Consider the following 23,226-nt stretch of genomic DNA (forward strand, 5'->3'; position numbering starts at 1 on the left):
GACAATACCAATAAGGAACAGGGTGCGAAATGCTCGGGAGGTCTGGAAGAATCGAGTCATCGGCATCGAAGTATTCGATTGGGGGATGGCGCAAAAAGGCCCTGGTTGATCTGAATGGCCGGCTCCTCTTGAGCTGTGGCCATGGCAATCAATTATGCGAATAACATGGGCTCCTATCGGAGTCAACCTGAAAGCGAGTTACCTGATATCCCGAACGGGGGAAAAGGATCGCCTATTTTTTTCGAACGAGGAGGCGAAGCGGTGTGCCGGTAAATTGATATGTTTCGCGCAGTTGGTTCTCCAGATACTTCAGATATGCAGGGGTAAGGTCTTCCGGATGGCCGACGAACAACGCAAAGACCGGCGGTTTGGTCGCCACTTGCGTGATGAACGCCGATTTCGTCACGGCCGAGGGTTTGTGTTTCCGTGCCGGCAACGGATGGGTGACGAGAATCTTCTGTAACCAGGTATTCAGCACGCCGGTGGACACGCGCTTGGTAAACATGGTGTGCACGTCCTTGAGGAGCGGGAAGAGGCGACGAACGGTGGACTCCGGCTTAAGGGCCGATCCATACAGGATCGGAGCCCAGGTGAGGAAGGGAAATCGGCGGCGAAGCTCGAGATCATATTCCTGCTTCGCCTTCGCATCTCCGGCTCGTAAGTCCCACTTGTTGATCAAAAGAATGCAGGCACGCCACTGCTTCAGAATGGCCCCGGCAATTTTGGTGTCTTGTTCCGTGACTCCTTCCACCCCATCCAAGAGAAGGACGGCAATGTTGGAACGACCGATGGCACGGAGCGACCGCAGCACACTGTACCCTTCCACTCCACGATCGACCTTGCCGCGCCGTCGAATACCCGCCGTGTCGGTAAAGATGTAGCGTTGATCATCGTGCGTGACCAGCGAGTCGACCGGATCACGTGTCGTGCCCGGCACATCGCTGACGACGACTCGTTCTTCCCCAAGCAGCGCGTTGACGAGGGTAGACTTGCCGACGTTCGGGCGCCCCACAACGGCAACGCGGGGCAGTTGTTCCAGTTCGCCGGATTCGTCAGCCGATGGAAGCAAGGGATAGATCGCATCCAAGAGCTCAGCGACACCGAGGCCGTGCTCGGCGGATACGGCATAGAGCTGGTCGGTCCCCAATCGGTAGAAGTCGGCGAGTAGCGGGTCGGATTTCGGTGTATCAATCTTGTTGATCGCATAGAAAAGGGGTTTCGTCACTCCGCGCAACAGCCGCACGACTTCATGATCCGGTGGTGTCAATCCCGATCGACCGTCCAGCAGCACGATGAGGATATCCGCCTCGGCAATGGCCATTTCCGATTGCCGTCGGATCAGGTTCAGCATGCTGTTCGACGAGGAGAGATCCAGTCCTCCCGTGTCGACCAGCCGAAACTTCCGGTTGCGGTATGTGGCGTCGGCATAGTTGCGGTCGCGTGTGACGCCGGGGACATCGTCCACAATGGCGATTTTTGCGCCCAAGATCTTATTGAACAGCGTCGACTTTCCCACGTTCGGCCGGCCGATGATGGCGACGAGAGGAAGCGGGGCTGAGGATTCGGTGCTGAGTGCCGGGTGTAAGGACATAAGAAACAGTCAGGATCCAAAAAGAGAGTTGCCGGACCCTAGCATAGGATTTTTCTCAAAGACAACCCGCCTCCTTCGGGTATACTTTCCGCTATGACTCACGGCTCGGTTCCCCACGCTCAACGCGTCCTCGACTGGACTCACATTGACGATGTGCTGCTCGATATGGACGGGACGTTGCTGGATCGCCATTTCGACAACTTCTTCTTCGAAGAGGAACTACCGCGTCGATACGCGACGCTTCACACCCTCTCGTTTGAGGAGGCCCGCGATCGGCTCATGGCGATGTATCGGTCCGTGGAAGGTGAGTTGGCCTGGACAGATCTGCATTACTGGACGAAGCGGGTCGGGATCGATGTGGTGGCCATGCACAAGGAACTCGATCATATGATCGGGTTTCTACCCGGCGCCGAGCCGTTCTTGCGGGGCCTACGTGAACGCGGGAAGCGGATCATTATCCTGACCAATGCCCATGCTTCCGGCGTCTCTGTCAAAACGGCCAAGACAGGTCTGGATCGATACGTCGATCGGATCGTCGATGCCTTTGAGGTGGGCTATCTGAAAATGCGGACGGACTATTGGCCGGTTTGCCGTCGATTGGTGGGATTCGACCCGGAGCGGTCGCTCTACGTCGACGATGATGAAGGCTGTCTTCAGGCCGCGCATCGGTTCGGCATCCGGCATCTGGTCCATAGCGCCAAGTCGAGTTCACAGTCGCCCGCCCAGGCCTCAGCAACCTTTCCGTCTGTCGAACGCATGACGATGTTGCTCAATGGCCACTCTATGCGATGACGTTGTCTCTTTCTTCTCGCGAGGCAGTTCCCCGATACATTTCTCCCTCGATGCGCGGGATCCCCTCCATGACGAAACGGTCGAGTTGTCGAACCACCAGACCGGCATCAGCAATGAGCCGGTCGATTCGGCGATTCAAGTGACAGCCGCAACCGATCAGATTCTGAAGCGGATTCAGTCGATCCTGCCACCGGGCCACACGGGCGTCGTCACTGCGGCCATGTTCGAGAAACAAGAAGCGCCCGCTCGGCTTCAATACCCGACGAATTTCCCGCAGAGCTTTCACCGGATCGGGAATCGTACACAGCGTCCAGGTACTCACGGCGCAGTCGAAGGTGTGCTCCGGGAAGGGTAAGGTCTCCGCGCTCTGCTGCGTGATATCAACGGGAAATCCCGCTGAGGCGCAGCGTTGGGCTAGCCGCACAGGGAGCATCGTCACCGGTTCAACCGCTTGCAACCGAGCCACTCCGGCCGGGTACTGCGCCAGGTTTAAGCCGGTCCCAAGGCCGATTTCCAAAACCTCACCCTGCGCTGTCCGCAGTAAGTCTTGCCGAAGCTGCTGAAAAGTAGCTCCGTTCATCACGTGGTCCATCAAGCGTGGAAAAATGTAGGCGCCGTACCAACCCATATGAATAGCTTTCGTCTCCGGATGTCTCCTTTGCCTCACCTTACTCTAAGTTCCATTGACGTGGAACGGCCAGGGATTGGCAACACGCCGCCGCTCAGCGTCCTGGCATTGTTGTTGCCTCCGCCGGTCTATGTTAGAGTTCTTCCTTTTTGAAGGGACTTTGACGGCCATGAGCAAAGGGTTCGATCACCACGCCATCGAAGCGAAGTGGCAGGCCTATTGGGACGAACACCGCCCCTTTCAAGCTCAGCATGATCCGGCAAAGCCCAAATTTTACTGCCTCGATATGTTCCCCTATCCATCCGGGTCCGGGCTCCACGTCGGCCATCTCGAAGGGTACACCGCCACCGACATCGTTTCTCGGTACAAGCGGATGAGAGGTTTCAACGTGCTGCATCCGATGGGGTGGGATGCATTCGGTTTACCGGCCGAACAGTACGCCGTGAAAACCGGAATTCATCCGGCGAAGACGACGGCCGAAAACATCGCCACGTTCAAGCGGCAGATGAAGCGAGTGGGGCTCTCATATGATTGGGAACGGGAACTCAGCACGACCGACCCTGAGTATTATCGCTGGACGCAATGGATCTTCCTGAAGCTCTTCGAGCGGGGGCTGGCCTACGTCGCGGAAGTACCTGTGAATTGGTGCCCGGCGCTCGGGACGGTGCTGGCCAACGAAGAAATCATCGACGGGAAGAGCGAGGTAGGCGGGTTCGACGTGATCCGCAAGCCGATGCGCCAGTGGGTGCTGAAGATCACCGCCTATGCCGATCGATTGCTCGAAGATCTGAAACTCGTGGATTGGCCTGCCAGCACGTTGGAGATGCAAAAAAACTGGATCGGGCGTTCGATCGGCGCGGAAGTCGATTTTGCACTGGCGGATCAGAAGGGCGTAATCCGGGTATTTACGACCAGACCGGATACGCTGTTCGGGGCGACCTATATGGTTCTCGCACCTGAACACCCGCTCGTCGATGTAATCACGAGCGAGGGGCAAAAAGACGCGATTAAGGCCTACCGCGAAGCTTCGGCGAAGAAGAGCGATCTGCAACGGCAGGAACTCGACAAGGAGAAGACCGGCGTATTCACCGGCGGCTATGCCGTCAATCCCGTGAACAACGAGCGGCTGCCCGTGTGGGTCGCGGATTATGTGCTGATGAGTTATGGGACCGGCGCGATCATGGCCGTGCCGGCGCATGATGAGCGCGACTGGGCGTTCGCCCGGCAATACCATCTTCCTATTCGAGAGGTTATCTCAGGGGGACACATTGAGGAGGAGGCGTTCACCGACACGGATCGCGGGACCGTCGTGAATTCATCGACTCAGGATGGTGGTTTCTCGATCAACGGACTCACGCCTTCTGAAGCGATTCCGAAGGTGACCGACTGGCTGGCGAAGCAGGGAAAGGGAACACGAGCGGTCAATTACAAACTGCGCGATTGGCTCTTTGCCCGCCAGCGGTATTGGGGTGAACCGTTTCCGATCGTGTGGGTTGACGGAGAAGCGCACCCGCTCCCGGAGGAGCACCTTCCCCTCGTGTTGCCGGAGGCCAACAATTTCAAGCCGTCGGGTACCGGCGAGAGTCCCTTGGCGAACTTAGGCGAGTGGTTGGCCACGACGGATCCCACCACGAAGAGACCGGCTCGGCGCGAAACCAATACCATGCCGCAATGGGCCGGCTCTTGCTGGTATTACCTCAGATTCATCGATACCAAGAACACGGCCCAGTTGGTCGACCCGGTGAAGGAACGATATTGGATGCCCGTGGATCTCTATATCGGGGGAAGCGAGCATGCCGTGTTGCATCTCCTCTATGCACGATTCTGGCACAAAGTCCTGTTTGATGTCGGGGTGGCCAGCACGCGTGAGCCGTTCATGAAATTGGTTCACCAGGGGATCGTGTTGGGAGAAGACAATCAGAAGATGTCGAAATCGAGGGGGAACGTCGTCAATCCCGATGACATGATCGATCAGTTCGGGGCGGATGCCGTGCGGCTCTATGAGATGTTCATGGGACCGCTCGAAGCGATGAAACCGTGGAGCACCAGGGGCGTGGAAGGAGTGACGCGATTCTTGGAACGGGTCTGGCGGCTGATGGTCGACGAAGACGGCCGATTGTCCAGCGCCGTCGTCTCAACAACCCCGAGCCTTGACCATCAGCGCCTGCTTCATCAGACGATCAAAAAGGTCACGGAGGATATCGAGGCGCTTCGGTTCAATACGGCGATCTCGCAAATGATGATCTTCACCAACGAGATGACGAAGGCCCAGCAACGGCCGCGATCCGTGATCGAGCCGTTTGTCCTGCTCCTCGCTCCGTTCGCGCCGCATGTGGCCGAAGAGCTCTGGAGCTGCCTGGGACACCAGCCCAGCGTCTCGCAGCAACCGTGGCCGATCTTCGATCCGGCCATGACGGTGAGCGAGCGCATGACCATTCCCGTTCAAATCAACGGGCGGCTCAGGGCCAAGATCGATGCGCAGGCCGACGCGGCACGCGAAGATGTTGAGCGACTCGCCCGCGAGGCGGTGGCGGAGTGGTTGCAAGGGAAAGAGCCGAAAAAAGTCATCTACGTCGAAAAGAAGCTGATCAACTTCGTGGTCTAGGGAGATGCGGCGTGCCGGGTGTTGAGGTCACAAGAGGCATGGGTCACGAGGGCCGGCGGAACCTCCGGTCGGAACTCGGCGCTCTTGTCGCAGTTGTGCTCGCATCGAGTCTCGTCGCCTGCGGCTATCAATTTCGCGTCGAGGGAGCCGGACCCACCATCGGAGGAGCTGCCGCTCCCACCTCGAACGAGCCGCCGCCACGACTCATCATCCGGACGTTGATCAACAACAGCTTCGAGCCGAATCTGGAAACCCGATACACCAATTACCTTCGCCAAGAGTTTTCTGTCGGCAGCGGGGCACAGGTGGTTCCTGAGTCCGACGCGGCGGATCTCGTGCTGACCGGGCAAATTCTGTGGGTGAGCGTGCCGACGCTCAGTTTTTCACAGACGGCGACGTTGGAAAGCAGGGCTGAAGTCGTCGTGACGGTTCGGGTGGAAGATATGCGGTCGAAAAAGATGGTATGGTCGCAGCTTGCAAAGGGCGCGTCGGAGTTCTTCATCACGCCCGATCTCCAATTTAATCGGGCGTTGCAGAATCGGGCGATGGAGCAGGCGGGTCGCGTTGTGGCGGCCGACTTGGCGGCGCGGTTTCTACTGCAAGTTGAAACCGGTGCACTGGCTAAGCCGGTGTCCATACCCGCTCCCGGGCCTCATTCGAACAACGAGTAAAGCAATGTCATCGGCCGTGACTCATGCGCAGTTGGAATCAGTGCTCAAGCAGCAGGCGCCGGCGGCTTTGTATCTGGTCGTCGGGGAAGAAGACCTGCTGAGAGATTATGCGCTCGCCGCGATCAAGCGCGCGGTCCTGGGCGGTGATGGGGATGAATTCAATTATGAGTTGTTCTACGGCGATGAGGCGAGCGGGAGCGATATTCGGAACAGCGTGGCGGCAGTGCCGGTCTTCGCGGAGCGCCGCTTGGTCGTGGTGAAGACGGCGGAAAAAATGTCCGCTCGGGAAAGCGACCTTCTCCTCGACTGTGTGAAAAGTCCGGTAGACTCCACGACCCTGGTGTTCGTCAGCCCAAAACTGGACGGTCGGCTGAAATTTTCCCAAGCCCTGACCAGAGCGGCCGTGGTGGTCGATTGCTCCCCGCTCCGGGATGCTCAGCTGCCTCCGTGGATTGCCCGTGAAGCGAAACGGGTGGGGCTTCAGTTGGAAGAAGAAGCGGCGCAATCACTGCAAGAGGCCTGCGGCTCATCCCTCTATGGTGTGCGCCAAGAATTGGAAAAGCTGGCTTCGTATGTGCCGCCCGATCGTCCGGTCACCGCGGCCGATGTCTATCTGCTCCGTGGCATGGAGCCCGGCGCGTCCGTGTTCGATTTGACGTTGGCCGTCGCAGAGGGCCGTCGTGGGCGAGCCCTTGCGATCTTGGCGCGCAACCTTGAAGCAGGGGAGGCTCCGCTGCGGATTCTTGGTTCTCTCGCCTGGCAGTATCGCCGCCTGTGGAAGCTCAAAGAGCTGTTGGCCAATGGCGGCCGTGAAGGGGAGGCCGCCAGAAGTTTGCGCATGGACCCCTGGAAAGTCCGCTCTTTTCTCGATCGGTTTTCTGAGCCACATCTTCACGCGGCCCTGCGTCTTTTTTTGGATGCGGATGGGAAGCTCAAAGGGGGAAGCGGCAGCCGTCCACGGATGGTGTTGGAGCACCTGCTGTTGAAGCTGTGTGAGGAGACCGCCGGAAAACGCGTGGAACCGCCTCGCCGTCCCCCTGTGTCACCGAAACGAGTCCCTGCGCGGGTAGTGTCGAACGTGCGAACGATTAAGAGCCGGAACCGGACAGAGCGTTGACACGAAGCGCCAGACGCGACACACGGCGGGAGGCAGTGTTAGGATGAAGGACACCTTTCGAAACGGCTTTTCCGATCGCCGAGGTGGCTTCCAGCAAGCTGGTCTTGGCCTCATCCGCCTTCTTTCCGGCCACGGCGGACTGCACTTTCTTGATCAGCGTCTTGACCGTGTTGATGGTGGCACGATTCCGCTCATGACGCCGCTCGGCTTGGCGAGCTCGTCGAATAGTCGATTTGTGAGTCTGAGGCATCGAGTACTCCTGTAGAAAAGAAAATGACTTCTATCATAGGGCATCGCCGATCGTCAAGGATCGGTCCTGCAGAAGGAGCAAAGGCATGGTGAAAATTGCAGCGCGCGACCGACTCATCTTTGCGTTGGATGTGCCTTCAGCGGCAGACGCCGATCGACTCTTGGATCGACTCCACGGGCACATTTCTTTCGTGAAAGTCGGCCTTGAGCTCTATACGGCGGCAGGCCCTGAGATGGTGAAGCGGATTGTGGAACGAGGAATGCGGGTGTTCCTCGACCTGAAGTTTCTGGATATCGAAGAAACGGTCCGTCGCGCGACGAGCCGGGTTGCGGGGATGGGCGTGGATTTCCTCACCGTCCATGCCAATCGCAAAGCGCTCACCGCGGCCGTGCAAGGGCGGGAAGGTTCATCGCTGAAGCTGCTGGCCGTGACCGTGTTGACCAACTTCGACGGCCAGGATCTGCGGGAGATGGGGATACAACGGACGGTTCAGGACCTGGTCACGGCGAGGGCATTGCTCGCCTCGGAAGTCGGCTGTGACGGTGTCGTGGCGTCCGGTGAAGAAGCGTCAGCCATCAGGCAGAAAGTCGGACCTCGTTTTGCGATCGTCACGCCGGGAGTCCGGCCGACCGGCAAGGGGGTGGACGATCATGCGAGAGCGACGACCCCCACGCAAACGATTGCGTCCGGCGCAGACTATCTGGTGATCGGTCGGCCGATTCGTGATGCGGCAGACCCACCGGCAACCGTCGACGCCGTTCTGGCCGAAATGCAAGCGGCGTTCGATGCACGACAGTAACGAGTCTTGGTTGCGACGGCAATCCGCGCTTTGTTAATATCATCCTTCCTCAAGCCCTCGTGGTGGGTGTAGCTCAGCTGGTTAGAGCGCCGGATTGTGGATCCGGAGGTCGCGGGTTCGAAACCCGTCATCCACCCCACTTGCCCTTCCGGCAACCGCTGAATAGCTCAGCTGATCTGACGATGCCGGCACCGTGAATGCGGCTAAGGAGGAACGCGATGAGAAAAATCTGTTGGTCACTCGCCGTTATTGGGGTCGTTGTGGTCCCATTTGTTCATGTCCTCGGGTTTGCGCAAAACTATCCTTCAAGTGTCACTCAGAAGGTACTTTCCGCGCAACGGGACGTGAGGACCATCGGTATGCCTGAGTACCGAAAGATCGTTGATAATCCTGCCAATGCGCTGATCATCGATGTTCGTGAGCCCGACGAGTACGCAGCGGGGCATGTGCCGGGCGCAATTAACATTCCGCGCGGCATGCTCGAATTCCAGATTTGGAAACAGGTCGGCTTTCCTGCCAAGAGTGAACTCGACAAGCCGCTGTATCTTCAATGCTCGAGTGGCAACCGTGCCGCTCTCGCGGCGAAATCCCTTAGGGAACTGGGTTTTACCGACGTCACTGCCGTGGTGATGAGCCTAGACGAATGGCAAAAGGCTGCCAATCCGTTTGTGAAGTAGGGGTGTTCCATGCAGCGCCCGCCATGTAGGGCAAACTTCCAGCCTCTCATCGCGTCTCAACATGTGATCGGATTCCATGGCCGTCGCATTCGCTAGGATGTTTGCAGAGACGGCTCAGGCCGACATCACGACGAACTCCATGATCTCACGGTGATGCAGGCCATAGATCTGAAGGGATGAGAACAAGTATTTTCAACGGTTCTGATTTAGCAGTTTACGCATTGTCTATGCCTATGGTACAAGGTCGCGCATGGAAAACATCCGACCGGAAGTTGGGAAGTTCCTCCGTTCGTGCGAACACTTGTTTGGCTTCACCCATGAGAGCGGACAGCTCACACCTGAGGAGTGTCAAGTTCTGGAATACTACGTTGAAGAACTTCATAAACAGATAGCATCTCACTGTAGTGCTTCCGCTGCTCATTGCCCCGAGAACCCGACTTCTGTTTCTCAGCCTTGAGAACCATCAAACCGTCTTGGTCTCTCCCACTTCCGCTATTTCCCAAGCTCTTGCCGCTGTCGCTGCTTCACTAAAAACTACGAGTTCGTCTCGCACCGCCTTTTTTAGAAAAGCCAACATATCTCTCGTATCAGTAACATGTGGACAGGAGGCTCGATGCCCAACTCCTTGAAGTGAGGTGATTCCTTAAGGTAAGCTGTGCGTGTGGGTGTCAGCTAAACTGGCAATTGTCTTAGCTTCTGACATCCATGGAACCGCTTTACTCCGATATTCTGAATGCCTCAAAGTACCGACATAATTTTCCACCGCACGCACTCGTAGACCAAATCAAGTCCGATCTGGCCTCCACCGGCATGTTAGGGAGTGGAGCAGCGATAAAGCTCATCTCCTTGACCTATTGTTTGAGCGCCGAAACGGTCCTGTATGAATTTGTGGCTCATATGCTGAGAAATCTCCCGGATCTCGGACTCACTTCCCAGAGGAGCCTCCTTGAAGTCATCGACGAAGCGTTCACGACCATCATGGCGGAAGCCAGAGGATGCGCCCTGAGAGAGCTTCCAATCGAGGAGTCACGGGAGTTGGCATCAAGTTACTTCAATGAACGAAGCGGTCGTTTTCTGGAGCAGTTGCAGAGGAAAGTTCGACTGATGGTCGGTGAACAATCGGAGTGAAGGGAATGCGCCGAAGACGGTTCAAGGATTGGTGGAGATGCTGTAAGCGGGTCATGATAACCGTAGTCATCAAGCGGCCACCACCATGATGATCACACTGAGCTGTCGGCTTGTCACTGTCGAAGATGTCGAGGCGCAGGCAAGATAGCTGATGCGACTTATAGGCGATCAATATGTTGCGCAATCCTCGCCAAGATATCATCGAACGGTACTTGGCCCTTGTAATACAAGGATTGTGTCGTTTGGTACTGCTTGGTGTAAAATTCCCTCGTTACAGGATTTCTCAATAAGAATGCCTCGTTCTCGCTGATCTTCCTGTTATCACCTGGCCGGAAGCGTTGTTCCTTACGGACTTCATATTCTGAGGTTCCTATGAACCTCTGTACTTCAGATCGCGCCAATAGTTGATATATGTCGTAGTAATGGCGCATGAAGTTCGTTGGGAAGCCACCATTTTGTTGTTGCTGGCGAAATTTTGTCGACACAGCTTGCAGCTTTTCGACAAAGGTATATTCGATGCAGTAACACTTTACATCAATGGCGCGGGTGTCATGGCAGGGCACCATTGCGCTCGCATGGTCATACGCCCAAGACGAGATGGTCATAGGTTGATTGGGGGTTGTATCGTCAAAACCGACTTCCAGCAGGATTCCATCCTTCGTATCGGATAGAGGGGTGAAATGGCTGGTGTAACGCATGCGAATGCCGCCATTACGGCACTGTATTTTATCGTCGTGAGCAGTATCACGTTCGATGGACACGATGCCCGGTATCTTAAGGGTGTCCTTAACCCACTCGAAAAACCTCAGGCGCGATTCGACATGGATATCCTTGTCGTGGTTCCTCCCGCACTTTACATCCATCCCTGCTGGTGGGTTTATACGGATGTCGATGTCTTCAGAGAACCGCTCAATCACTCCGAATCCTTTTGAAAGAGAAGTCCCTCCTTTGAGTTCAAAGCTTAGATCTTGCTTCTGTATACCCCATAGGCAGTGCATGATCCAATAGTCTTTCTCGACAAGCTGAGGAACGATGTTGTGTTTCCTGGAGACGATACTGAGCAGGTCTTTGAAGTCTTTATGGTCGTGTAGGAAGGGTTCAGCGGACATCAAGGAATTCCGAGAAGAACTTCTTTGTCGATGCACCGGCAAACTGGAGTACAGCTCGCTTGAGCCGCACAGGGTTCATACTCTGTGCTTTCTCACGGGTACGTGCGCGTAGCTCCCCTTGGTCTTCTGCAAGCTCGTTCAGGTTATTCATCATGTCCACGAGCAAAAACTCTTCGGTCACATTTTTCTTAGGAAAATGGTGCTTCCGCCGAAAATCGTAGGTTTGGCCACCAAGTTCAAATTCTCCATGCCGTTTGTGGTTGTACACTACGCGTCGATTGTAGAGCTGAGTTGTACCGAGACCCAAGACATTGTAGGTGTTCGGAGACGTAAGGAGGAAGCGATCATCCTTGAGAAAGGTGCGGACCAAATCGTGATCACTTGCAGGTACTTCTCCGAAGACGGATTGCTTAGGACAGTAGTAGAGACTGGTTCGCAGTTTTTTCAGCGAACCTTCGTCTACCAGGAATTTTAAATGCCGGTCCAAGCTTTTCGACCATTGGGCAAGTTCGGCTCGGCGATACGTCTTACCGGCTCGCAGGTGTTTTTTCAGCTCTCCTACAGTGGTCGTGCTCATAAAGGACTTAACCTCCTTGAGCTTAATAATAACTACGCCGATCAATCATGTCAAATATTTTATTAAAGATTCATGCAGTTGTTGATACAAAATACAATATAGTCATATATTTACCAAATAACAATATGTAAAATTCTTGTCGATTGATGTAGCTTTTATGGATGGTGACGAAAATTGTCCAGGGGTGTTAGCTGCAGACTCCAGGGTGTTAAAGGTCATTGGAATCATTCATTCCTTAACACCCTTACTATAGGGAACGTGGGTTATATAAGCTGCGTTCTTACTCTTTGGCAGACCAGCCAAACACGATAACCGCCATGCCTAGTAAGTCGATTCCGGCTCCTGTCCAGTCGAAGACTGAACAGCCTCTCGTCATCCACGACTCGTAACCAGACTAGAGCCGTTGCCATATAGACACCCCATACGCGGCATATACCCGCCTACTTGCGGCAGGATGGAGTGTGAGCAACCATGAAAATACCGCAAGGCTGAGCGCTGCCGGAACCAAGAGCCAAATTGATCCTCCCTTCCGTTACCAGAGATATGGGAGAAAGCAGCCTACGATCTCGGCGAGAGCGGTGAGGATGAACAACCCAGTGGTTTGGAGGAGAGACATAGGCCCTAGGCGATGACAATAGCGCGTGAGACTTGAAGAAGACAAGGGTCAAGGCCGGTATAAGGGGACCGGCCTCTTCATCCACTTACACCATTCAGGCCATCAACCAACTATGGCCCGAATGATCGCGATGCCAGCGAAAACTCCGGCTATTGCGGTGACAACAGAGCCTATGACGTACAGCGTTGCGCCTACAGTTTGACCGCGCTCCAACAGCAACGCTGCTTCCAGTGAAAAAGCTGAAAACGTGGTGAACCCGCCGATAATTCCTGTCGTCAAGAACAGCCGCGTCAACTGGTCACTGTGTCCACGGAAAGCAAACCAACCCGCAAGTAATCCCATTACGAGCGACCCGCTGATATTGACGAACAGTGTACCGGCAGGAATATTGAGGCCAAACAAAGACGCGCCAATCAGATTGGCTGCGTGCCGCAGCGTCGAACCAATGCCACCGCCAATAAATACCAGCAGAAACGCAAGTGCCTGATGACTTCCCATAGCAACTCCCTCATGCGCGTTCGAGCCGCATCAGTAGGAGTCATCAGCCGACATTGGCGCTTATCGGGGGAACCCCATCCCCATTTGACCAACGTTACCATATCGTGCGCGAAAAGTGTCCAGGGTGTTAGCTGGTGGCTCTAGGGGTGTTAAAATCCCTTGAAATCATTCATTCCCTAACACCATTATTATGGGCATTGGGGTGAACCCGTCATCCTCCTCATGAACCGTCCCCATCGCGCGGGGGAGTAGTCCAAGACGGTAGACACTCACCAGCAATACAAAGGTCCATCATGCGAGTCGCGCTGGTTCTAATCATTCTCCTTCTCAGCGGATGTTCCCAGTACAGGCCAGACAAGGCCATCTCTTCCGAATCCGGACCTGATCAGGATATCGATCGAACTGACAGTTATTGGACAGAGGAACGCAAAGCCTTGTACGAGCGGGCCCGTGAGGGGGCGCGACAGGCCCGTGAACGGTACATCGCGACCAACCGTCCGGCACTTCAGCAACAATTTCGACAGGAAAATCCCAGTCTGACCGATACGGAAATCAATGCGCTTGTCGATGATGCGCTGGAGAATGGGTTGCGCCAAGCCGTCGGACGCCGAAGATTGGATCCCGCGAGACCACCCATTGACTGTATGTCTCCTCAGTTGGGACGTCCCATTTTCACAAACTGCTATTAGCAGGCGCTGTGCTCGCTAAGAATGGGCTTGGCGTTTCTCTTCCGTCGCCTTCTTCACTAAATCAACCGTATCTCGGCCCACCTCCGGTCACTCACTGCGAGCGGACCTTGCTCACTTCGCCTTCGTCGACGCCTGCTGTGTGGGCGGCAGCGGCTCAAAGAGTTGTCAATCTGCTGTCTAGGCCCATGGCAACGCGAATGACGTGCTGACCAGGCCACCGCCGGACCTCCCCCCCCTTTCGACGTACCTCGTTCGAATCTGGCTCGAATCTTCATTCCTGATACGGTTGACTCAAGCACGACGCACTTACCAAGAGGAGGACCGTGATGACTTGTACACGCTGTCATGGATTGATGCTGGAAGAGCACCTCATCGATATGGAAGCCGGGTATGGAGAGATGTGGAGCCACAGCTGGCGCTGCGTCAATTGTGGCCACCGGGATGACGCCGTCCTGCAGCATTCCCGTCAGCTCCACGCCCAGTCGGTCGTGGTCAGTTCCCGGGCCGTGACGGTCGAAGCGATCGTGGAACTGCCGTGGGAATCGGAGTCGGCTGAACCGCTTGCCGCTTAAGGAGACCGGCGGCTCTGAGAGGTCTCCTGCACGGAAAAAGGACAAGCTATGAGACCGGCCACCATCCTGATCATTGAGGATCACACGTCGGTTCGGACTCTGCTGGCACTAAATCTTGAAGATGCCGGCTATCAGGTTTGTGAGGCCGCCGATGGCCGGCAGGGACTCGAACGGTTTCGGGCGCAGCCCGTAGATTTGGTCATCACGGATCTGGAGATGCCGGAGATGAACGGCCTGGAAGTCATCTTGGAGTTGACCCGGGCGTTCTTGGACGTGAAGGTCATTGCCATGAGCGGGCACTCCGCAGATGAACTCCAGAAGGCAAAGCTCCTCGGGGCTCGGCATACCTTTCCAAAACCTCTGGACCTCGAGGCGTTGCTATACGCAGTGCAGTATGAACTGCAGCACTAGCCACGACAGCACGGCAACGCCAACTTCTTCAGAATGAGCGCCGACCTTAGGGGTTGTGTTTGCCGTTCGTTTGATGGATAAGGGACGATGCTGGGGTGCCAAGAACGTAAGATAGTTCACACCAAATGGCTCGGTACAAATTTCGAACGCCATGACTGCTCAGAGCGCGAAACTCAACAGTATGCGGATTCCCTTGCACAGATTGACTCAGATTCTCTTTCTATCGGCCCTGTGCGTGCTCGTCGGGTGCACCGTTGTGCCGCGAAAATATCTGAAGGAAGCGGACCCGAGTTTCAGGTTGTCATCGCTGGCGGCCGAGCCCGAGCGTTATCAACGTCGGCTGGTCGTATGGGGGGCTGTCATCGTGAAGGAGGAAATCCGGGGTGGAAACCTTTGGTTGCACGTCAAGAATCGCCCGCTCAATGAGAATTACCGGCCACAGCTTCCTCCCAGCCCAACCGATCACGAAGGCGGGTGGTATTGGATCGTCGTAAAAAACCATCACACATTGCCCAGTTCCTACCGGCATTGGGCCGATATGACCATCGTCGGTCGTGTCATCGGGGTGGGTCCGGAAGGCCAGCCACTCTTGAAGTTGATATATGCACGCGGGTGGGGCATGTCCTCAGAACATGATGGAGTGTGGGAACACAGTGTGGATGAGAACTACGGACCCACGACTCCGCCCGAGCTCATTCGTGAATCGGACCCATTCCCATAACGAACGAGGCGCGCAGCCGACAGTCTCTCCTTCGAGATTCGCTTCATATCCGACCTCTGAACGTACAAGACCCACCTGAGACGGTTCTAGAGTTGAAGTAGATGTAGGCACCCGTGTAAGGTTGACGATACCAAACATGAGAATCGGGTCTGATTCGTATCGGAGCTATGGATCGCTCGCTGTTGTGGGACTTCTGTGCATGTGTGTGTTTGCGCAGATGCTTGGTGGGCCCGTTACGCTGCTGAGCGAGTTGACCATCGCCGACATGCTGATGGAATCGGAGTCCGAAGATCCATCAGTACTGCCTCCAGTGCCTGAACTGCGTCCTTCCGGTGTCCTGCGGCTCTGCGTCGTCGGATATTCAACACCAGTCTTGCCTATGTTGGCCACCTCGGTCTTCCATCCACCCCTGACCTAATCTCGCTCCACCCACAGTGTGCATCGGCCACCCGGCCTCTGATCGGCGGAGGGATCAACTGAACCCGATGTCCATACCGCGAACATGTTTTATGTTCACCGGATGGAGGACACTATGAGTTACAAGAAGCACATCGATCCGGAGAAACTTCAGATCATCCTCGCCAGCCTGGAAAATCGATTTTACAGGATAGTAAGTTTCGGCGGGGAGTTCTCGACGGTGTTTGTCTTTCACAACGGCAAGCAGAATTGGCAGCTGAAATTCAATCGGGATTTCTTGGATGATATTCACCCCGATGCGAAATTACAGCTGTTTCTGGACAGCCAGGTGTTTCCAGCAATTCTGGAGAATCCAGATAGGCGAATAGAGGTCGGCTCGGACGGTGGGATCACTATCGCCAGGACACAGCACTAAGCGGCCATTCATGTTCTTTTCGATACTGACGCGGCTTTTTCAGTGTGGGTGCCTCATCACTTTGACTCCCTGTCGACTGAATGCCGGACAAGCTCATCTTATGTATGTAAGACATCGTCCAGCTAGGGATCCTACCAGCAAGTATCCGCATTCACTCATGACAAAATGTCCTCCGTTACGGATCCTGCTTGGTAGGGGTCCCGCTATGGAGGTGAGCCTATGGCCTCTCGACTAAAATCCGTCACCCTCTGTAACTTGTGTGAAAAAGTCTATGATCCGAACCGATCCTTGTGGGTGAAAGTGAATGATTACCGTGCATATCATGGCGAACCAGCCGACAGCTATGTTTTCACTGAAGCGATTTGCGACGCATGCCACACGCTGTACGCAACAATGATCGGAACGCGGAACAAGGCGAACCGAGTCACGGGCTCGACCGTTGATGATGGGTTCATTGCGGCGCTGGCACCTGACGGCACCGCAACAATTGACTATGGTCTCGCTTAGACAAGTTCATCAAAATTGGGAGGTCACATGAAAAAGAGACGTACTAAAACCGTCGTGAATGCCACGAAAGAGCTTATGCAAAAGGGAAAGAAGACTCTGCGAGGCAAGGCGGGAGCTGCGGCTCGAAAACTCAAGAAGACCGTGGGTGGTGGTGCATCCACAGCGAGCCGGCGACTGAAGAAAGGAGTCAAGAAGATAAGATCCACGGCCGCGAGTCGTCAGGCGGGGAAGCTCGGTCGAGCCGTCGGCGGATTCCTGGGCCAGGCGATCGGCAGTGCTCAGAAACTTGTCACACAAGTCGTGAAGAAGTAGCGCCGAGAGGAGGTGAAGACGCTGTCATGGAAAAGATGATGATTGAAGATCCATCGAACCGACAATGTTCACTCCTCTGAACGACTTTTACTATGCCGGGTGCATGATCAAATTGACTCCCGATCGACAGGATGATGGGCAATGGGGATGCCGGTATTCAATTATTGTGGAAGCCCTAAAGCCAAAATCCAATTTGAAAGAGGGGCATGTCGAAGCAGACTTTTCTAGTTCTATAGACGCAGAAATAGCGGCATTGAAAGCTGCGAAGTGCATTATTGATTCGGGTATACCGCTGTTCAATTTTAATGTCCAGACAGAGGGAACTACGGCTCAGAGACTTCAGTATCGCGACTACCACTCTGATGGCCGCACGATCAAATTGCTGCCTGTCCAACTAGCGAATGGGAGCTGGCAGTGCGAGTATATGCTTCTTGAACCTGGCAAACTCCCAACCGGCAAGAGGCGCGGATCGGCTGATGGCACCTTCGCTACAGTCACGGAGGCCACCGCGGCTGCCTTGAAAAAGGCGAAGCGTGTCATCAGTTGATTCGGCAATCGATCAGGCTTGCAACCTCAGCTTATCCGCTCGTCAACAACAGGACAGAGGGTAACGTGACGAAGACAGTTCCTGGGCCAAAGTCCCTCCCATTAGACACTGGGTAGCTCAATGGCTTAGGGTGATCTGAGAGTCCACACCCCTAAACGAGGAGTAGGCCCATGGCCGGAATGTTTGGCGCTCATCCTCCGCTCATGCTGATCGCCATTGCCATCGTCATGATAGCGATTGTGGTATTCGCGCTGATGACGGCAGGTTACTAGGTTGGGTCAGTCTGATGCCGACGGTGTCAACGACAGCGATGTTGATCGACTTTAGGTTTCTTCTCGGCCTCCGATCTTCACGATGAAGACGGACAGTTTCTTATCGTTGATCGTGTAGATATGCGGTAAGAGCCTGGCCGAATGCGATCAAGGCCATCCTCGCATTCATCTTCTCCACACCATCTCGACGGAGGGCGAGTAGGGTGGTGAGGAGTATGCAGAGGGCCCACCTAAGGTCCTTCCTAGTAGGGAGTGTGCGGTTTACTCGCTACAATCGCTTCGATGTGATCTGGGATACAGCGGCGAGGAGTCTCATGCGTCGAGTTTTTGCCAGCCTAGTGCTGTGCGGTGGTCTGATACTCGTGGGTACCGCGTTCGCTGAGGACGAGCAGATCCTGCTGCGGTTATCCGCGAAAGGCACCCAAATGTCGGGCCTCTTCACCGCCAAGGATCACTGGGAGGTGCGTTGGAAGGGTGACGAAGGGCTCTCTATCCTAACGTTCGACCGCGAAGGCAATCGCATCGCAGCGATTGCCTATGCAGAGCACGGCGGAGGCGGGAGCGCTTCACAAGAACAGGGCGGGACGTACTCGCTCAAGGTTATCAGCGAGGGAGCATGGACCGTGACGGTCGTGCAACGACCATGAGCATGCTATTTTTTGGAATGGCTGCCTGGACGTGCGTCGAGTAGTACAGCGAAACAGACCGGAATGCTTTAAGAGCGATAAGGTCGTATGCCTGCATCGGAATCCGAGAATTCAAGAATATCCAACGGGGACTTTCCTTGAAGATCGTTGCAAGCCATCACCTGGTATCCATTGAGATACGACAGGTATCTGAGCAGATACCATGAGAGGATTCGTAGAACACCAGTGGGACGCACGAATTCACGGCGCCAACCTATCGTCGGCTGCGTGTACGGACGATTGCGCTGTTGATCAATCAACAGCGGCACCGCATCCTCTGCTGAACCAGCAGCTGCGAACGCACCGCCTGTTCGACAAGGGCATCTCTACGCACGTACTACTGTGACCATTCCATTTTGGCGAGTGGCATAACTTCTGCAATTTGGGAGTCTCAGGTGAACACGTTCCAGACATCGACCAGCAGGAGGGATTATGACGAATCCTGGCGGTAGTGAATCGGGAAACATTCGAATCATACAGCAGTATCTTGAAAGGTGGTTCCGTGATGTCATTCCGGGCACATACACTGAGCGCTTCGTCTATCACGATGGCGCGCAGACTTCAGAACTCGCGCTCGACCGTGAATTCGTCAACGATCTCCCCCCGGAGAACCTCAAGGAGTATATGGAACATACAGTGCTCCCCACGCTCCGCGCGAGTCCTGGAAAGATCATTCGAGCAGGGACCGACGGCCTCAGTGTCCGTGCAAGACAGGCGCACTGACCAACTGCCGGCGGGACGGAAGGAGGCTCATGTTCAAGGGATGGGCGGAGACTCGAGAAACGACAATGCCGGACTATAAGGATCGCAGCATCCAGTTGGTTCCCAGGCGTCAAACAGATGGGACTTGGCATTGCGAGTATCGCATTATTGAATTCCGACAAACCTGTTGGAGGTATCACGCAGGGCGCCCTGAAGGCGGATTCCCTTCCCGCGAAGAGGCCATAGATGCAGCCCTGAAGGAAGCGAAACCTATCGTCGATTCACTCGAGCCCCCTGCAGAGGTTTCATGGGCCGAATCCGGCTCGCTTCTGGGAGCATACGGGGTCAGGGTGAAAAGACTGACTGCCTCCTTCGCGCAGTCGTTGGTCTGCTTCGGCACAAGTGTCCCGCGCAGAGTGTTCTTCCTCCCGAATTGGCGCAAATAGCGGGCACCATCGCCGGCTCCATTTGCGTCTGACTTCTTCACTGCTCAAAAGGGCTGCAGACATTCTAGGATAAAGTCATGCAGCGGCTTCTGTGACCCGGATAATTGCGCGAACACGCGTTGTAGCAGCGGTAGGTCCCTTATTCGCAAACTCGGCTTCCGTATGATACACTTCATCCGTCGAGCAGTGATCCTCGCGCTCTTTCCTTCCTCGTGTCGTCCTTGTGCGATCGAATAATTGGTTGCAGTAGAGTGGTCGGGCAAAGGCCTTTGTCTCAGTCATCGAGTCCTGCATTGAACTGTAGTATCGGATGCAAGCTCAGCAGGCCACATCACGACGAACGCAACTTGGGAGAAGCCTCTCTGAACGCGAAGATCGTAGCTAAGAACATGATTGACCATGTGCAAGGTAATACATTTCGTACGAGAGATAAGTCATGAGTACCACGTGGTGGTCAAAGCCCTCGCACCGACGGAAAGCACGCATTCGTAGAACGAGGATACGCTGGGATCTTCTGGGACTGCAGGATTCGGCCGGAACCTCGTCCGTACCGTCGATTGAGGATGTTCGCCGCCAAATTATCTCCGCCTCAAGCCATGGGCTGAGCCCCGATACACTCGCTCGTGGTCTGGCAAACGACTCTCTCCGTACATCAGTTCCGAAGGCAACTCGGGCATCTCGAACGCGCGGGACCCGTTCCTAGAACGCCTCGTGGCTTACGACGCTGTATCGGAAGGAGGACATCATCGGAGGACCAGGAAAAACTACCAGCGGCAAACGTGAACGCGAACGCGCACGTCAACAGAAGCAGCGGACGAAGGAGGAGCGGCGCGCGCAACGTCAGGCCAACAAAGTAAACCGGAGCCCGACGGTCGAGGGGGAAGATCCGGATCTCGCGGGGTTGCGCTGGGGGCCTCAACCGCCCGCGTACTGACGCGCGGTATATCCGTGAGCGCTTCTCTGCCCTTGCGAACTGTTCGGTCGCGAGTCACCAGACATCATTCCTGACCTCTCACCAAAGAGATCATTCGATGCAACGGACATTTCTAGAGTGGCTGGATGATTGATGGACCCATCTCGTTATTTTCTCCGTGTACCTTTCTGAGCTCATAGTCTCTTAGTCCCTCAGACTCCTCCCGGGCCGCCCGTCACAGGTCACCTCTCATAAATCCATAGGATTCGGATGTCACTCTGACCACGCTGTGCCTTTCCCATAATCCAACATGGCATGACGGCTCGCTGCTCTCCTCCCTATGTCCTTTCCTAGTACGCCGGCCCGCGAGGTCCACTATGCTCGCTGAAAATCCTTCACAAGGAGACAAGTATGCGACGACGGAACCATCTTCTCTATGTGCTCATGCTTGCGATCAGCGTGGCGGGGTTCAGTTCACGTGCGGAAGGGTCGCTGGGACCATACGAAGCGAAGGGTGCCGAGCTCAATCACAAACAAATGCCTCAGCAGGCGAGCGACGATTCGTCCCGGCTGGACACTCAACAGCAAGGAGCTGGAGACGTATTCGAAAAGGTGAATTCTAAGGCCCTACGCAAAAGCCCAGTCGTGTCTCCGTCGAGAGAACAGCGTAATCCTGAAGGAAAAGTACGGTTCAGGGCGCGGGGGCAGGCACCAGCGCCACAGAGCCCTTCCAGAGTGAGCGGTGATCCAGAGCCTGCTCCGTGACTCACTGGGATTGTTACTAGGTTCACACTAAGAGATCATTGACTAGAATGACGGTCGTACTCTCCTACTGCTCAGCATGCGGAGGTCTCGATGGCCATTGCACCAGTCAAGCAGCTATTCCCTCAACGACAGCACTGCGACCCACAGAGGTCCACAGGGGCTCAAGGGTTCTACTCTGACAGAACCAGCGAGAGAATCAGGATGGCACATCTGTTCATGGGCGTGCTCAAATGCTTTGTCCCTCGTATCAAAATATGATGGGAGATGCGCTCGGATGAAAGCGAGGCGCACTTAGCTTTCGTCAAGTTGTGATCGACTCCTCATTCTGTTCGGACTCCGCCCATGAGGGCCGAGAACATCACCGCGACATTTGTTGATCGGTGATTCCCCTACACATGGCCCCATCGCATCTCGGGAAGCCGCTCCCCTACGCTCTCGTTCCATTGAGAATGCCTGTGAACGGGATATTCTTGGTGAATATTTTCTTCTATCCAGATATATATCAGGTGTGAAGACCCTGACGTCGATTGGTCAGAGAACGAGTTCAAGGTGGATCGCACTCTTTCTCTGTGTCTGTGTGCTGGCACAGGTGGTCGGCATGCCGATGACTCTCCTGAGTCTGTTGACGACCTCCGATGTGCTCGCGGAATCAGGTTCCGAAGATCCCTCGATGCTTCCCCAAGTGCCTGAACTCCGTCCCTTCAGCGCCCTAGGCCTCCGTGCCGACGGACATACGATTCCCCATCTGCCGGTGTTGGCGGCGTCCGTCTTCCATCCGCCCTTGACCTAATCTCACTCCGCACAAGAGGTGTCTCGGCGACCGGGCTCCTGGCCGTGACGATCCCGCCATGTTCGATGCGCTCAGGGTCGAGATGAAGGGCCTTGCGAGCGGCGATCAACAGGCCGTCACTCGGGCAACGGTCGGGGCTTCAAATTATCAAGTGAGGTGCATTATGCAGCGAGTGCTCGTGATTGAAGATGATCCCGACGTACGGCGCCATGTTCAAGAAGCGCTCGAAGGTGCGGGCCACCGTGTCCTGACAGTTGCTGACGGACGCGAAGGGCTCCGCCTTTTTCGTGAGGAACCCGTGAATCTCGTATTGGTTGAACTCCGCACCCCGGGTATGGACGGATTGGATTTGATTCGAATGCTCCACCAGACCCATCTGAGGGCGAAGATTATCGCCATGGCCGGAGGTCTCGGGGATTGGGAGCATCTCGCGGTGTATCAAGGCGCTCATGCGACGCTCCAGAAACCATTCAGTCGACAGGAACTCTTGGAGGTCGTGCGCGCGCAACTGGCGTCATCGCGTCCTGTCGGTGTGAGAGGCAACCACGTTGAGGAGAAACGATACGAATGAGATGCTTACTCGCACTGCTCGTGATTCTGACTTCCCCTGTTTTCGCGATGGCGGGTGAACAGGACAAACTGCTCAGCCTCGTGGCGGACTACGCCGACCATAAGCAACGGGTTCAAGACTTTCGAGCGGCGAGGGGAAAGGGTTCTTCACGCGACACTGGACAACTGATTGAACTCAAGCGGGAGCTGCTCATGGCCATCAAGGCCGTCGATGAGTATCGGGCACGACTCCTTCGAAGTCGCCAAGAGGTCGTCGCACATGATGTGCCGCTTGCACTCAAATATGCCTACCTTGCGATGTTTCATGTCATCTCGATGGAGTTAGATCACACGCTGTATCGGTCCGATTTGGCTCTCGCGCTGTCCGAGAAGTACGTCGACATCTGGCTGGCAGTTGATCCATCGATTCCCGTGATGGCTGCTCCCTAGCAAC

General features: G+C 55.4%; 28 protein-coding genes, 1 tRNA gene and 1 pseudogene. 23 read left to right on the plus strand and 7 right to left on the minus strand.

All coding sequences use genetic code 11. The features are described from left to right. Nucleotides 1–232: 232 nt before the first annotated feature. The gene (der, locus tag H8K04_01620; protein UVT16291.1) at nucleotides 233–1,591 is read right to left on the minus strand and encodes a ribosome biogenesis GTPase Der; all 1,359 of its coding nucleotides are present in this window, start codon (nucleotides 1,589–1,591) and stop codon (nucleotides 233–235) included. A gap of 93 nt (nucleotides 1,592–1,684) precedes the next feature. On the opposite strand from der, the gene H8K04_01625 reads away from it, so the two are divergent. Beyond that, complete coding sequence (locus H8K04_01625) at nucleotides 1,685–2,383, plus strand: HAD hydrolase-like protein (GenBank protein ID UVT16292.1); 699 nt, start codon at nucleotides 1,685–1,687, stop codon at nucleotides 2,381–2,383. Here the strand turns inward: H8K04_01625 and H8K04_01630 are convergent. Then, nucleotides 2,373–3,011: a class I SAM-dependent methyltransferase gene (locus tag H8K04_01630; GenBank protein UVT16293.1), complete on the minus strand. Its 639-nt coding sequence runs from the start codon at nucleotides 3,009–3,011 to the stop codon at nucleotides 2,373–2,375. The genes H8K04_01625 and H8K04_01630 overlap by 11 nt on opposite strands. A gap of 169 nt (nucleotides 3,012–3,180) precedes the next feature. Here H8K04_01630 and H8K04_01635 point away from each other — a divergent pair, with 169 nt between their 5' ends. The 3 genes from H8K04_01635 to holA are packed head-to-tail and all read left to right on the plus strand — an operon-like array spanning nucleotide 3,181 to nucleotide 7,404. Continuing rightward, nucleotides 3,181–5,616, plus strand: coding sequence for a leucine--tRNA ligase (locus H8K04_01635; GenBank protein UVT16294.1), 2,436 nt, complete (start codon nucleotides 3,181–3,183; stop codon nucleotides 5,614–5,616). Between the two features lie 11 nt (nucleotides 5,617–5,627). Then, complete coding sequence (locus H8K04_01640) at nucleotides 5,628–6,287, plus strand: LptE family protein (protein UVT16295.1); 660 nt, start codon at nucleotides 5,628–5,630, stop codon at nucleotides 6,285–6,287. Between the two features lie 4 nt (nucleotides 6,288–6,291). Continuing rightward, nucleotides 6,292–7,404, plus strand: coding sequence for a DNA polymerase III subunit delta (gene holA, locus H8K04_01645; protein UVT16296.1), 1,113 nt, complete (start codon nucleotides 6,292–6,294; stop codon nucleotides 7,402–7,404). On the opposite strand, the gene rpsT is transcribed toward holA, so the two are convergent. Then, nucleotides 7,376–7,654, minus strand: coding sequence for a 30S ribosomal protein S20 (gene rpsT / locus H8K04_01650; protein ID UVT16297.1), 279 nt, complete (start codon nucleotides 7,652–7,654; stop codon nucleotides 7,376–7,378). The genes holA and rpsT overlap by 29 nt on opposite strands. Before the next feature lie 85 nt (nucleotides 7,655–7,739). On the opposite strand from rpsT, the gene pyrF reads away from it, so the two are divergent. The 4 genes from pyrF (at nucleotide 7,740) to H8K04_01670 (ending at nucleotide 10,258) form a co-directional block, all read left to right on the plus strand. Further along, complete coding sequence (pyrF, locus tag H8K04_01655; protein ID UVT16298.1) at nucleotides 7,740–8,453, plus strand: orotidine-5'-phosphate decarboxylase; 714 nt, start codon at nucleotides 7,740–7,742, stop codon at nucleotides 8,451–8,453. A gap of 62 nt (nucleotides 8,454–8,515) precedes the next feature. Beyond that, a tRNA-His gene (locus H8K04_01660) sits at nucleotides 8,516–8,592 on the plus strand. A 79-nt stretch (nucleotides 8,593–8,671) separates the two neighbouring features. Next, the gene (locus H8K04_01665; GenBank protein UVT16299.1) at nucleotides 8,672–9,130 is read left to right on the plus strand and encodes a sulfurtransferase; all 459 of its coding nucleotides are present in this window, start codon (nucleotides 8,672–8,674) and stop codon (nucleotides 9,128–9,130) included. A 705-nt stretch (nucleotides 9,131–9,835) separates the two neighbouring features. Then, nucleotides 9,836–10,258: a hypothetical protein gene (locus tag H8K04_01670; GenBank protein ID UVT16300.1), complete on the plus strand. Its 423-nt coding sequence runs from the start codon at nucleotides 9,836–9,838 to the stop codon at nucleotides 10,256–10,258. A 158-nt stretch (nucleotides 10,259–10,416) separates the two neighbouring features. Here H8K04_01670 and H8K04_01675 read toward each other — a convergent pair whose 3' ends face one another. The 4 genes and pseudogenes from H8K04_01675 to crcB all read right to left on the minus strand — a co-directional run bounded on the left by H8K04_01675 (nucleotide 10,417) and on the right by crcB (nucleotide 13,058). Then, nucleotides 10,417–11,367, minus strand: coding sequence for a nucleotidyl transferase AbiEii/AbiGii toxin family protein (locus tag H8K04_01675; GenBank protein ID UVT16301.1), 951 nt, complete (start codon nucleotides 11,365–11,367; stop codon nucleotides 10,417–10,419). Continuing rightward, the gene (locus H8K04_01680) at nucleotides 11,357–11,944 is read right to left on the minus strand and encodes a hypothetical protein (GenBank protein UVT16302.1); all 588 of its coding nucleotides are present in this window, start codon (nucleotides 11,942–11,944) and stop codon (nucleotides 11,357–11,359) included. The genes H8K04_01675 and H8K04_01680 overlap by 11 nt, the downstream gene beginning before the upstream one ends. A 280-nt stretch (nucleotides 11,945–12,224) precedes the next feature. Then, a pseudogene (locus H8K04_01685) lies at nucleotides 12,225–12,560 on the minus strand (YnfA family protein). Between the two features lie 102 nt (nucleotides 12,561–12,662). Continuing rightward, nucleotides 12,663–13,058 (minus strand): fluoride efflux transporter CrcB, encoded by a 396-nt coding sequence (crcB, locus tag H8K04_01690; GenBank protein ID UVT16303.1) that lies wholly within the window; start codon nucleotides 13,056–13,058, stop codon nucleotides 12,663–12,665. A 293-nt stretch (nucleotides 13,059–13,351) separates the two neighbouring features. Between crcB and H8K04_01695 the strand changes: the two genes are divergently transcribed. From H8K04_01695 to H8K04_01765, 15 genes are all read left to right on the plus strand, one after another. Then, nucleotides 13,352–13,747 carry a hypothetical protein gene (locus H8K04_01695; GenBank protein UVT16304.1) on the plus strand — a complete coding sequence of 132 codons (396 nt, stop codon included), beginning with the start codon at nucleotides 13,352–13,354 and terminating at the stop codon, nucleotides 13,745–13,747. A 326-nt stretch (nucleotides 13,748–14,073) separates the two neighbouring features. Continuing rightward, nucleotides 14,074–14,319, plus strand: coding sequence for a hypothetical protein (locus H8K04_01700; GenBank protein ID UVT16305.1), 246 nt, complete (start codon nucleotides 14,074–14,076; stop codon nucleotides 14,317–14,319). 48 nt (nucleotides 14,320–14,367) lie between these two features. Next, nucleotides 14,368–14,730, plus strand: a complete 363-nt coding sequence (locus tag H8K04_01705; protein ID UVT16306.1) for a response regulator — start codon at nucleotides 14,368–14,370, stop codon at nucleotides 14,728–14,730. 151 nt (nucleotides 14,731–14,881) lie between these two features. Continuing rightward, the gene (locus H8K04_01710; GenBank protein ID UVT16307.1) at nucleotides 14,882–15,451 is read left to right on the plus strand and encodes a Slp family lipoprotein; all 570 of its coding nucleotides are present in this window, start codon (nucleotides 14,882–14,884) and stop codon (nucleotides 15,449–15,451) included. Nucleotides 15,452–15,587: 136 nt separating this feature from the next. Then, nucleotides 15,588–15,869, plus strand: a complete 282-nt coding sequence (locus H8K04_01715) for a hypothetical protein (GenBank protein ID UVT16308.1) — start codon at nucleotides 15,588–15,590, stop codon at nucleotides 15,867–15,869. Nucleotides 15,870–15,983: 114 nt separating this feature from the next. Beyond that, nucleotides 15,984–16,283, plus strand: coding sequence for a hypothetical protein (locus H8K04_01720; protein ID UVT16309.1), 300 nt, complete (start codon nucleotides 15,984–15,986; stop codon nucleotides 16,281–16,283). A gap of 219 nt (nucleotides 16,284–16,502) precedes the next feature. Further along, entirely contained in the window at nucleotides 16,503–16,790 is a 288-nt protein-coding gene (locus H8K04_01725; protein ID UVT16310.1) for a hypothetical protein, read from the plus strand. A gap of 27 nt (nucleotides 16,791–16,817) precedes the next feature. Further along, nucleotides 16,818–17,102, plus strand: a complete 285-nt coding sequence (locus tag H8K04_01730; GenBank protein ID UVT16311.1) for a hypothetical protein — start codon at nucleotides 16,818–16,820, stop codon at nucleotides 17,100–17,102. Nucleotides 17,103–17,166: 64 nt separating this feature from the next. Continuing rightward, entirely contained in the window at nucleotides 17,167–17,649 is a 483-nt protein-coding gene (locus H8K04_01735) for a hypothetical protein (protein UVT16312.1), read from the plus strand. A gap of 586 nt (nucleotides 17,650–18,235) precedes the next feature. Next, a complete protein-coding gene (locus H8K04_01740; protein UVT16313.1) occupies nucleotides 18,236–18,568 on the plus strand; it encodes a hypothetical protein in 333 nt (110 codons plus the stop codon). A 471-nt stretch (nucleotides 18,569–19,039) separates the two neighbouring features. Further along, on the plus strand, nucleotides 19,040–19,330 hold the full coding sequence (locus H8K04_01745) for a hypothetical protein (protein UVT16314.1): 291 nt from the start codon (nucleotides 19,040–19,042) through the stop codon (nucleotides 19,328–19,330). Between the two features lie 1,749 nt (nucleotides 19,331–21,079). Further along, nucleotides 21,080–21,433, plus strand: a complete 354-nt coding sequence (locus tag H8K04_01750) for a hypothetical protein (protein ID UVT16315.1) — start codon at nucleotides 21,080–21,082, stop codon at nucleotides 21,431–21,433. A gap of 598 nt (nucleotides 21,434–22,031) precedes the next feature. Then, nucleotides 22,032–22,223 (plus strand): hypothetical protein, encoded by a 192-nt coding sequence (locus H8K04_01755; GenBank protein UVT16316.1) that lies wholly within the window; start codon nucleotides 22,032–22,034, stop codon nucleotides 22,221–22,223. A 58-nt stretch (nucleotides 22,224–22,281) separates the two neighbouring features. Further along, complete coding sequence (locus tag H8K04_01760; protein UVT16317.1) at nucleotides 22,282–22,794, plus strand: response regulator; 513 nt, start codon at nucleotides 22,282–22,284, stop codon at nucleotides 22,792–22,794. Then, nucleotides 22,791–23,222 carry a hypothetical protein gene (locus tag H8K04_01765; protein ID UVT16318.1) on the plus strand — a complete coding sequence of 144 codons (432 nt, stop codon included), beginning with the start codon at nucleotides 22,791–22,793 and terminating at the stop codon, nucleotides 23,220–23,222. Before H8K04_01760 ends, H8K04_01765 begins: the two co-directional genes overlap by 4 nt. Nucleotides 23,223–23,226: the final 4 nt, after the last annotated feature.

Source organism: Nitrospira sp. (genome assembly GCA_024760525.1).
Taxonomy (GTDB): domain Bacteria; phylum Nitrospirota; class Nitrospiria; order Nitrospirales; family Nitrospiraceae; genus Nitrospira_D.

Excerpts from the sequence above, each read along its gene's own strand:
- H8K04_01735 (UVT16312.1), top strand. The coding sequence starts at position 17,167 with ATGTTCACTCCTCTGAACGACTTTTACTATGCCGGGTGCATGATCAAA.
- H8K04_01680 (UVT16302.1), bottom strand. The coding sequence starts at position 11,944 with ATGAGCACGACCACTGTAGGAGAGCTGAAAAAACACCTGCGAGCCGGT.
- H8K04_01630 (UVT16293.1), bottom strand. The coding sequence starts at position 3,011 with ATGGGTTGGTACGGCGCCTACATTTTTCCACGCTTGATGGACCACGTG.
- H8K04_01750 (UVT16315.1), top strand. The coding sequence starts at position 21,080 with ATGCGACGACGGAACCATCTTCTCTATGTGCTCATGCTTGCGATCAGC.
- der (UVT16291.1), bottom strand. The coding sequence starts at position 1,591 with ATGTCCTTACACCCGGCACTCAGCACCGAATCCTCAGCCCCGCTTCCT.
- H8K04_01700 (UVT16305.1), top strand. The coding sequence starts at position 14,074 with ATGACTTGTACACGCTGTCATGGATTGATGCTGGAAGAGCACCTCATC.
- H8K04_01765 (UVT16318.1), top strand. The coding sequence starts at position 22,791 with ATGAGATGCTTACTCGCACTGCTCGTGATTCTGACTTCCCCTGTTTTC.
- rpsT (UVT16297.1), bottom strand. The coding sequence starts at position 7,654 with ATGCCTCAGACTCACAAATCGACTATTCGACGAGCTCGCCAAGCCGAG.
- holA (UVT16296.1), top strand. The coding sequence starts at position 6,292 with ATGTCATCGGCCGTGACTCATGCGCAGTTGGAATCAGTGCTCAAGCAG.
- H8K04_01720 (UVT16309.1), top strand. The coding sequence starts at position 15,984 with ATGAGTTACAAGAAGCACATCGATCCGGAGAAACTTCAGATCATCCTC.
- H8K04_01715 (UVT16308.1), top strand. The coding sequence starts at position 15,588 with ATGAGAATCGGGTCTGATTCGTATCGGAGCTATGGATCGCTCGCTGTT.
- pyrF (UVT16298.1), top strand. The coding sequence starts at position 7,740 with ATGGTGAAAATTGCAGCGCGCGACCGACTCATCTTTGCGTTGGATGTG.
- H8K04_01730 (UVT16311.1), top strand. The coding sequence starts at position 16,818 with ATGAAAAAGAGACGTACTAAAACCGTCGTGAATGCCACGAAAGAGCTT.
- H8K04_01710 (UVT16307.1), top strand. The coding sequence starts at position 14,882 with ATGACTGCTCAGAGCGCGAAACTCAACAGTATGCGGATTCCCTTGCAC.
- H8K04_01740 (UVT16313.1), top strand. The coding sequence starts at position 18,236 with ATGCGTCGAGTTTTTGCCAGCCTAGTGCTGTGCGGTGGTCTGATACTC.
- H8K04_01705 (UVT16306.1), top strand. The coding sequence starts at position 14,368 with ATGAGACCGGCCACCATCCTGATCATTGAGGATCACACGTCGGTTCGG.
- H8K04_01755 (UVT16316.1), top strand. The coding sequence starts at position 22,032 with ATGCCGATGACTCTCCTGAGTCTGTTGACGACCTCCGATGTGCTCGCG.
- H8K04_01635 (UVT16294.1), top strand. The coding sequence starts at position 3,181 with ATGAGCAAAGGGTTCGATCACCACGCCATCGAAGCGAAGTGGCAGGCC.
- H8K04_01695 (UVT16304.1), top strand. The coding sequence starts at position 13,352 with ATGCGAGTCGCGCTGGTTCTAATCATTCTCCTTCTCAGCGGATGTTCC.
- H8K04_01670 (UVT16300.1), top strand. The coding sequence starts at position 9,836 with ATGGAACCGCTTTACTCCGATATTCTGAATGCCTCAAAGTACCGACAT.
- H8K04_01745 (UVT16314.1), top strand. The coding sequence starts at position 19,040 with ATGACGAATCCTGGCGGTAGTGAATCGGGAAACATTCGAATCATACAG.
- H8K04_01725 (UVT16310.1), top strand. The coding sequence starts at position 16,503 with ATGGCCTCTCGACTAAAATCCGTCACCCTCTGTAACTTGTGTGAAAAA.
- H8K04_01665 (UVT16299.1), top strand. The coding sequence starts at position 8,672 with ATGAGAAAAATCTGTTGGTCACTCGCCGTTATTGGGGTCGTTGTGGTC.
- crcB (UVT16303.1), bottom strand. The coding sequence starts at position 13,058 with ATGGGAAGTCATCAGGCACTTGCGTTTCTGCTGGTATTTATTGGCGGT.
- H8K04_01625 (UVT16292.1), top strand. The coding sequence starts at position 1,685 with ATGACTCACGGCTCGGTTCCCCACGCTCAACGCGTCCTCGACTGGACT.
- H8K04_01675 (UVT16301.1), bottom strand. The coding sequence starts at position 11,367 with ATGTCCGCTGAACCCTTCCTACACGACCATAAAGACTTCAAAGACCTG.
- H8K04_01760 (UVT16317.1), top strand. The coding sequence starts at position 22,282 with ATGTTCGATGCGCTCAGGGTCGAGATGAAGGGCCTTGCGAGCGGCGAT.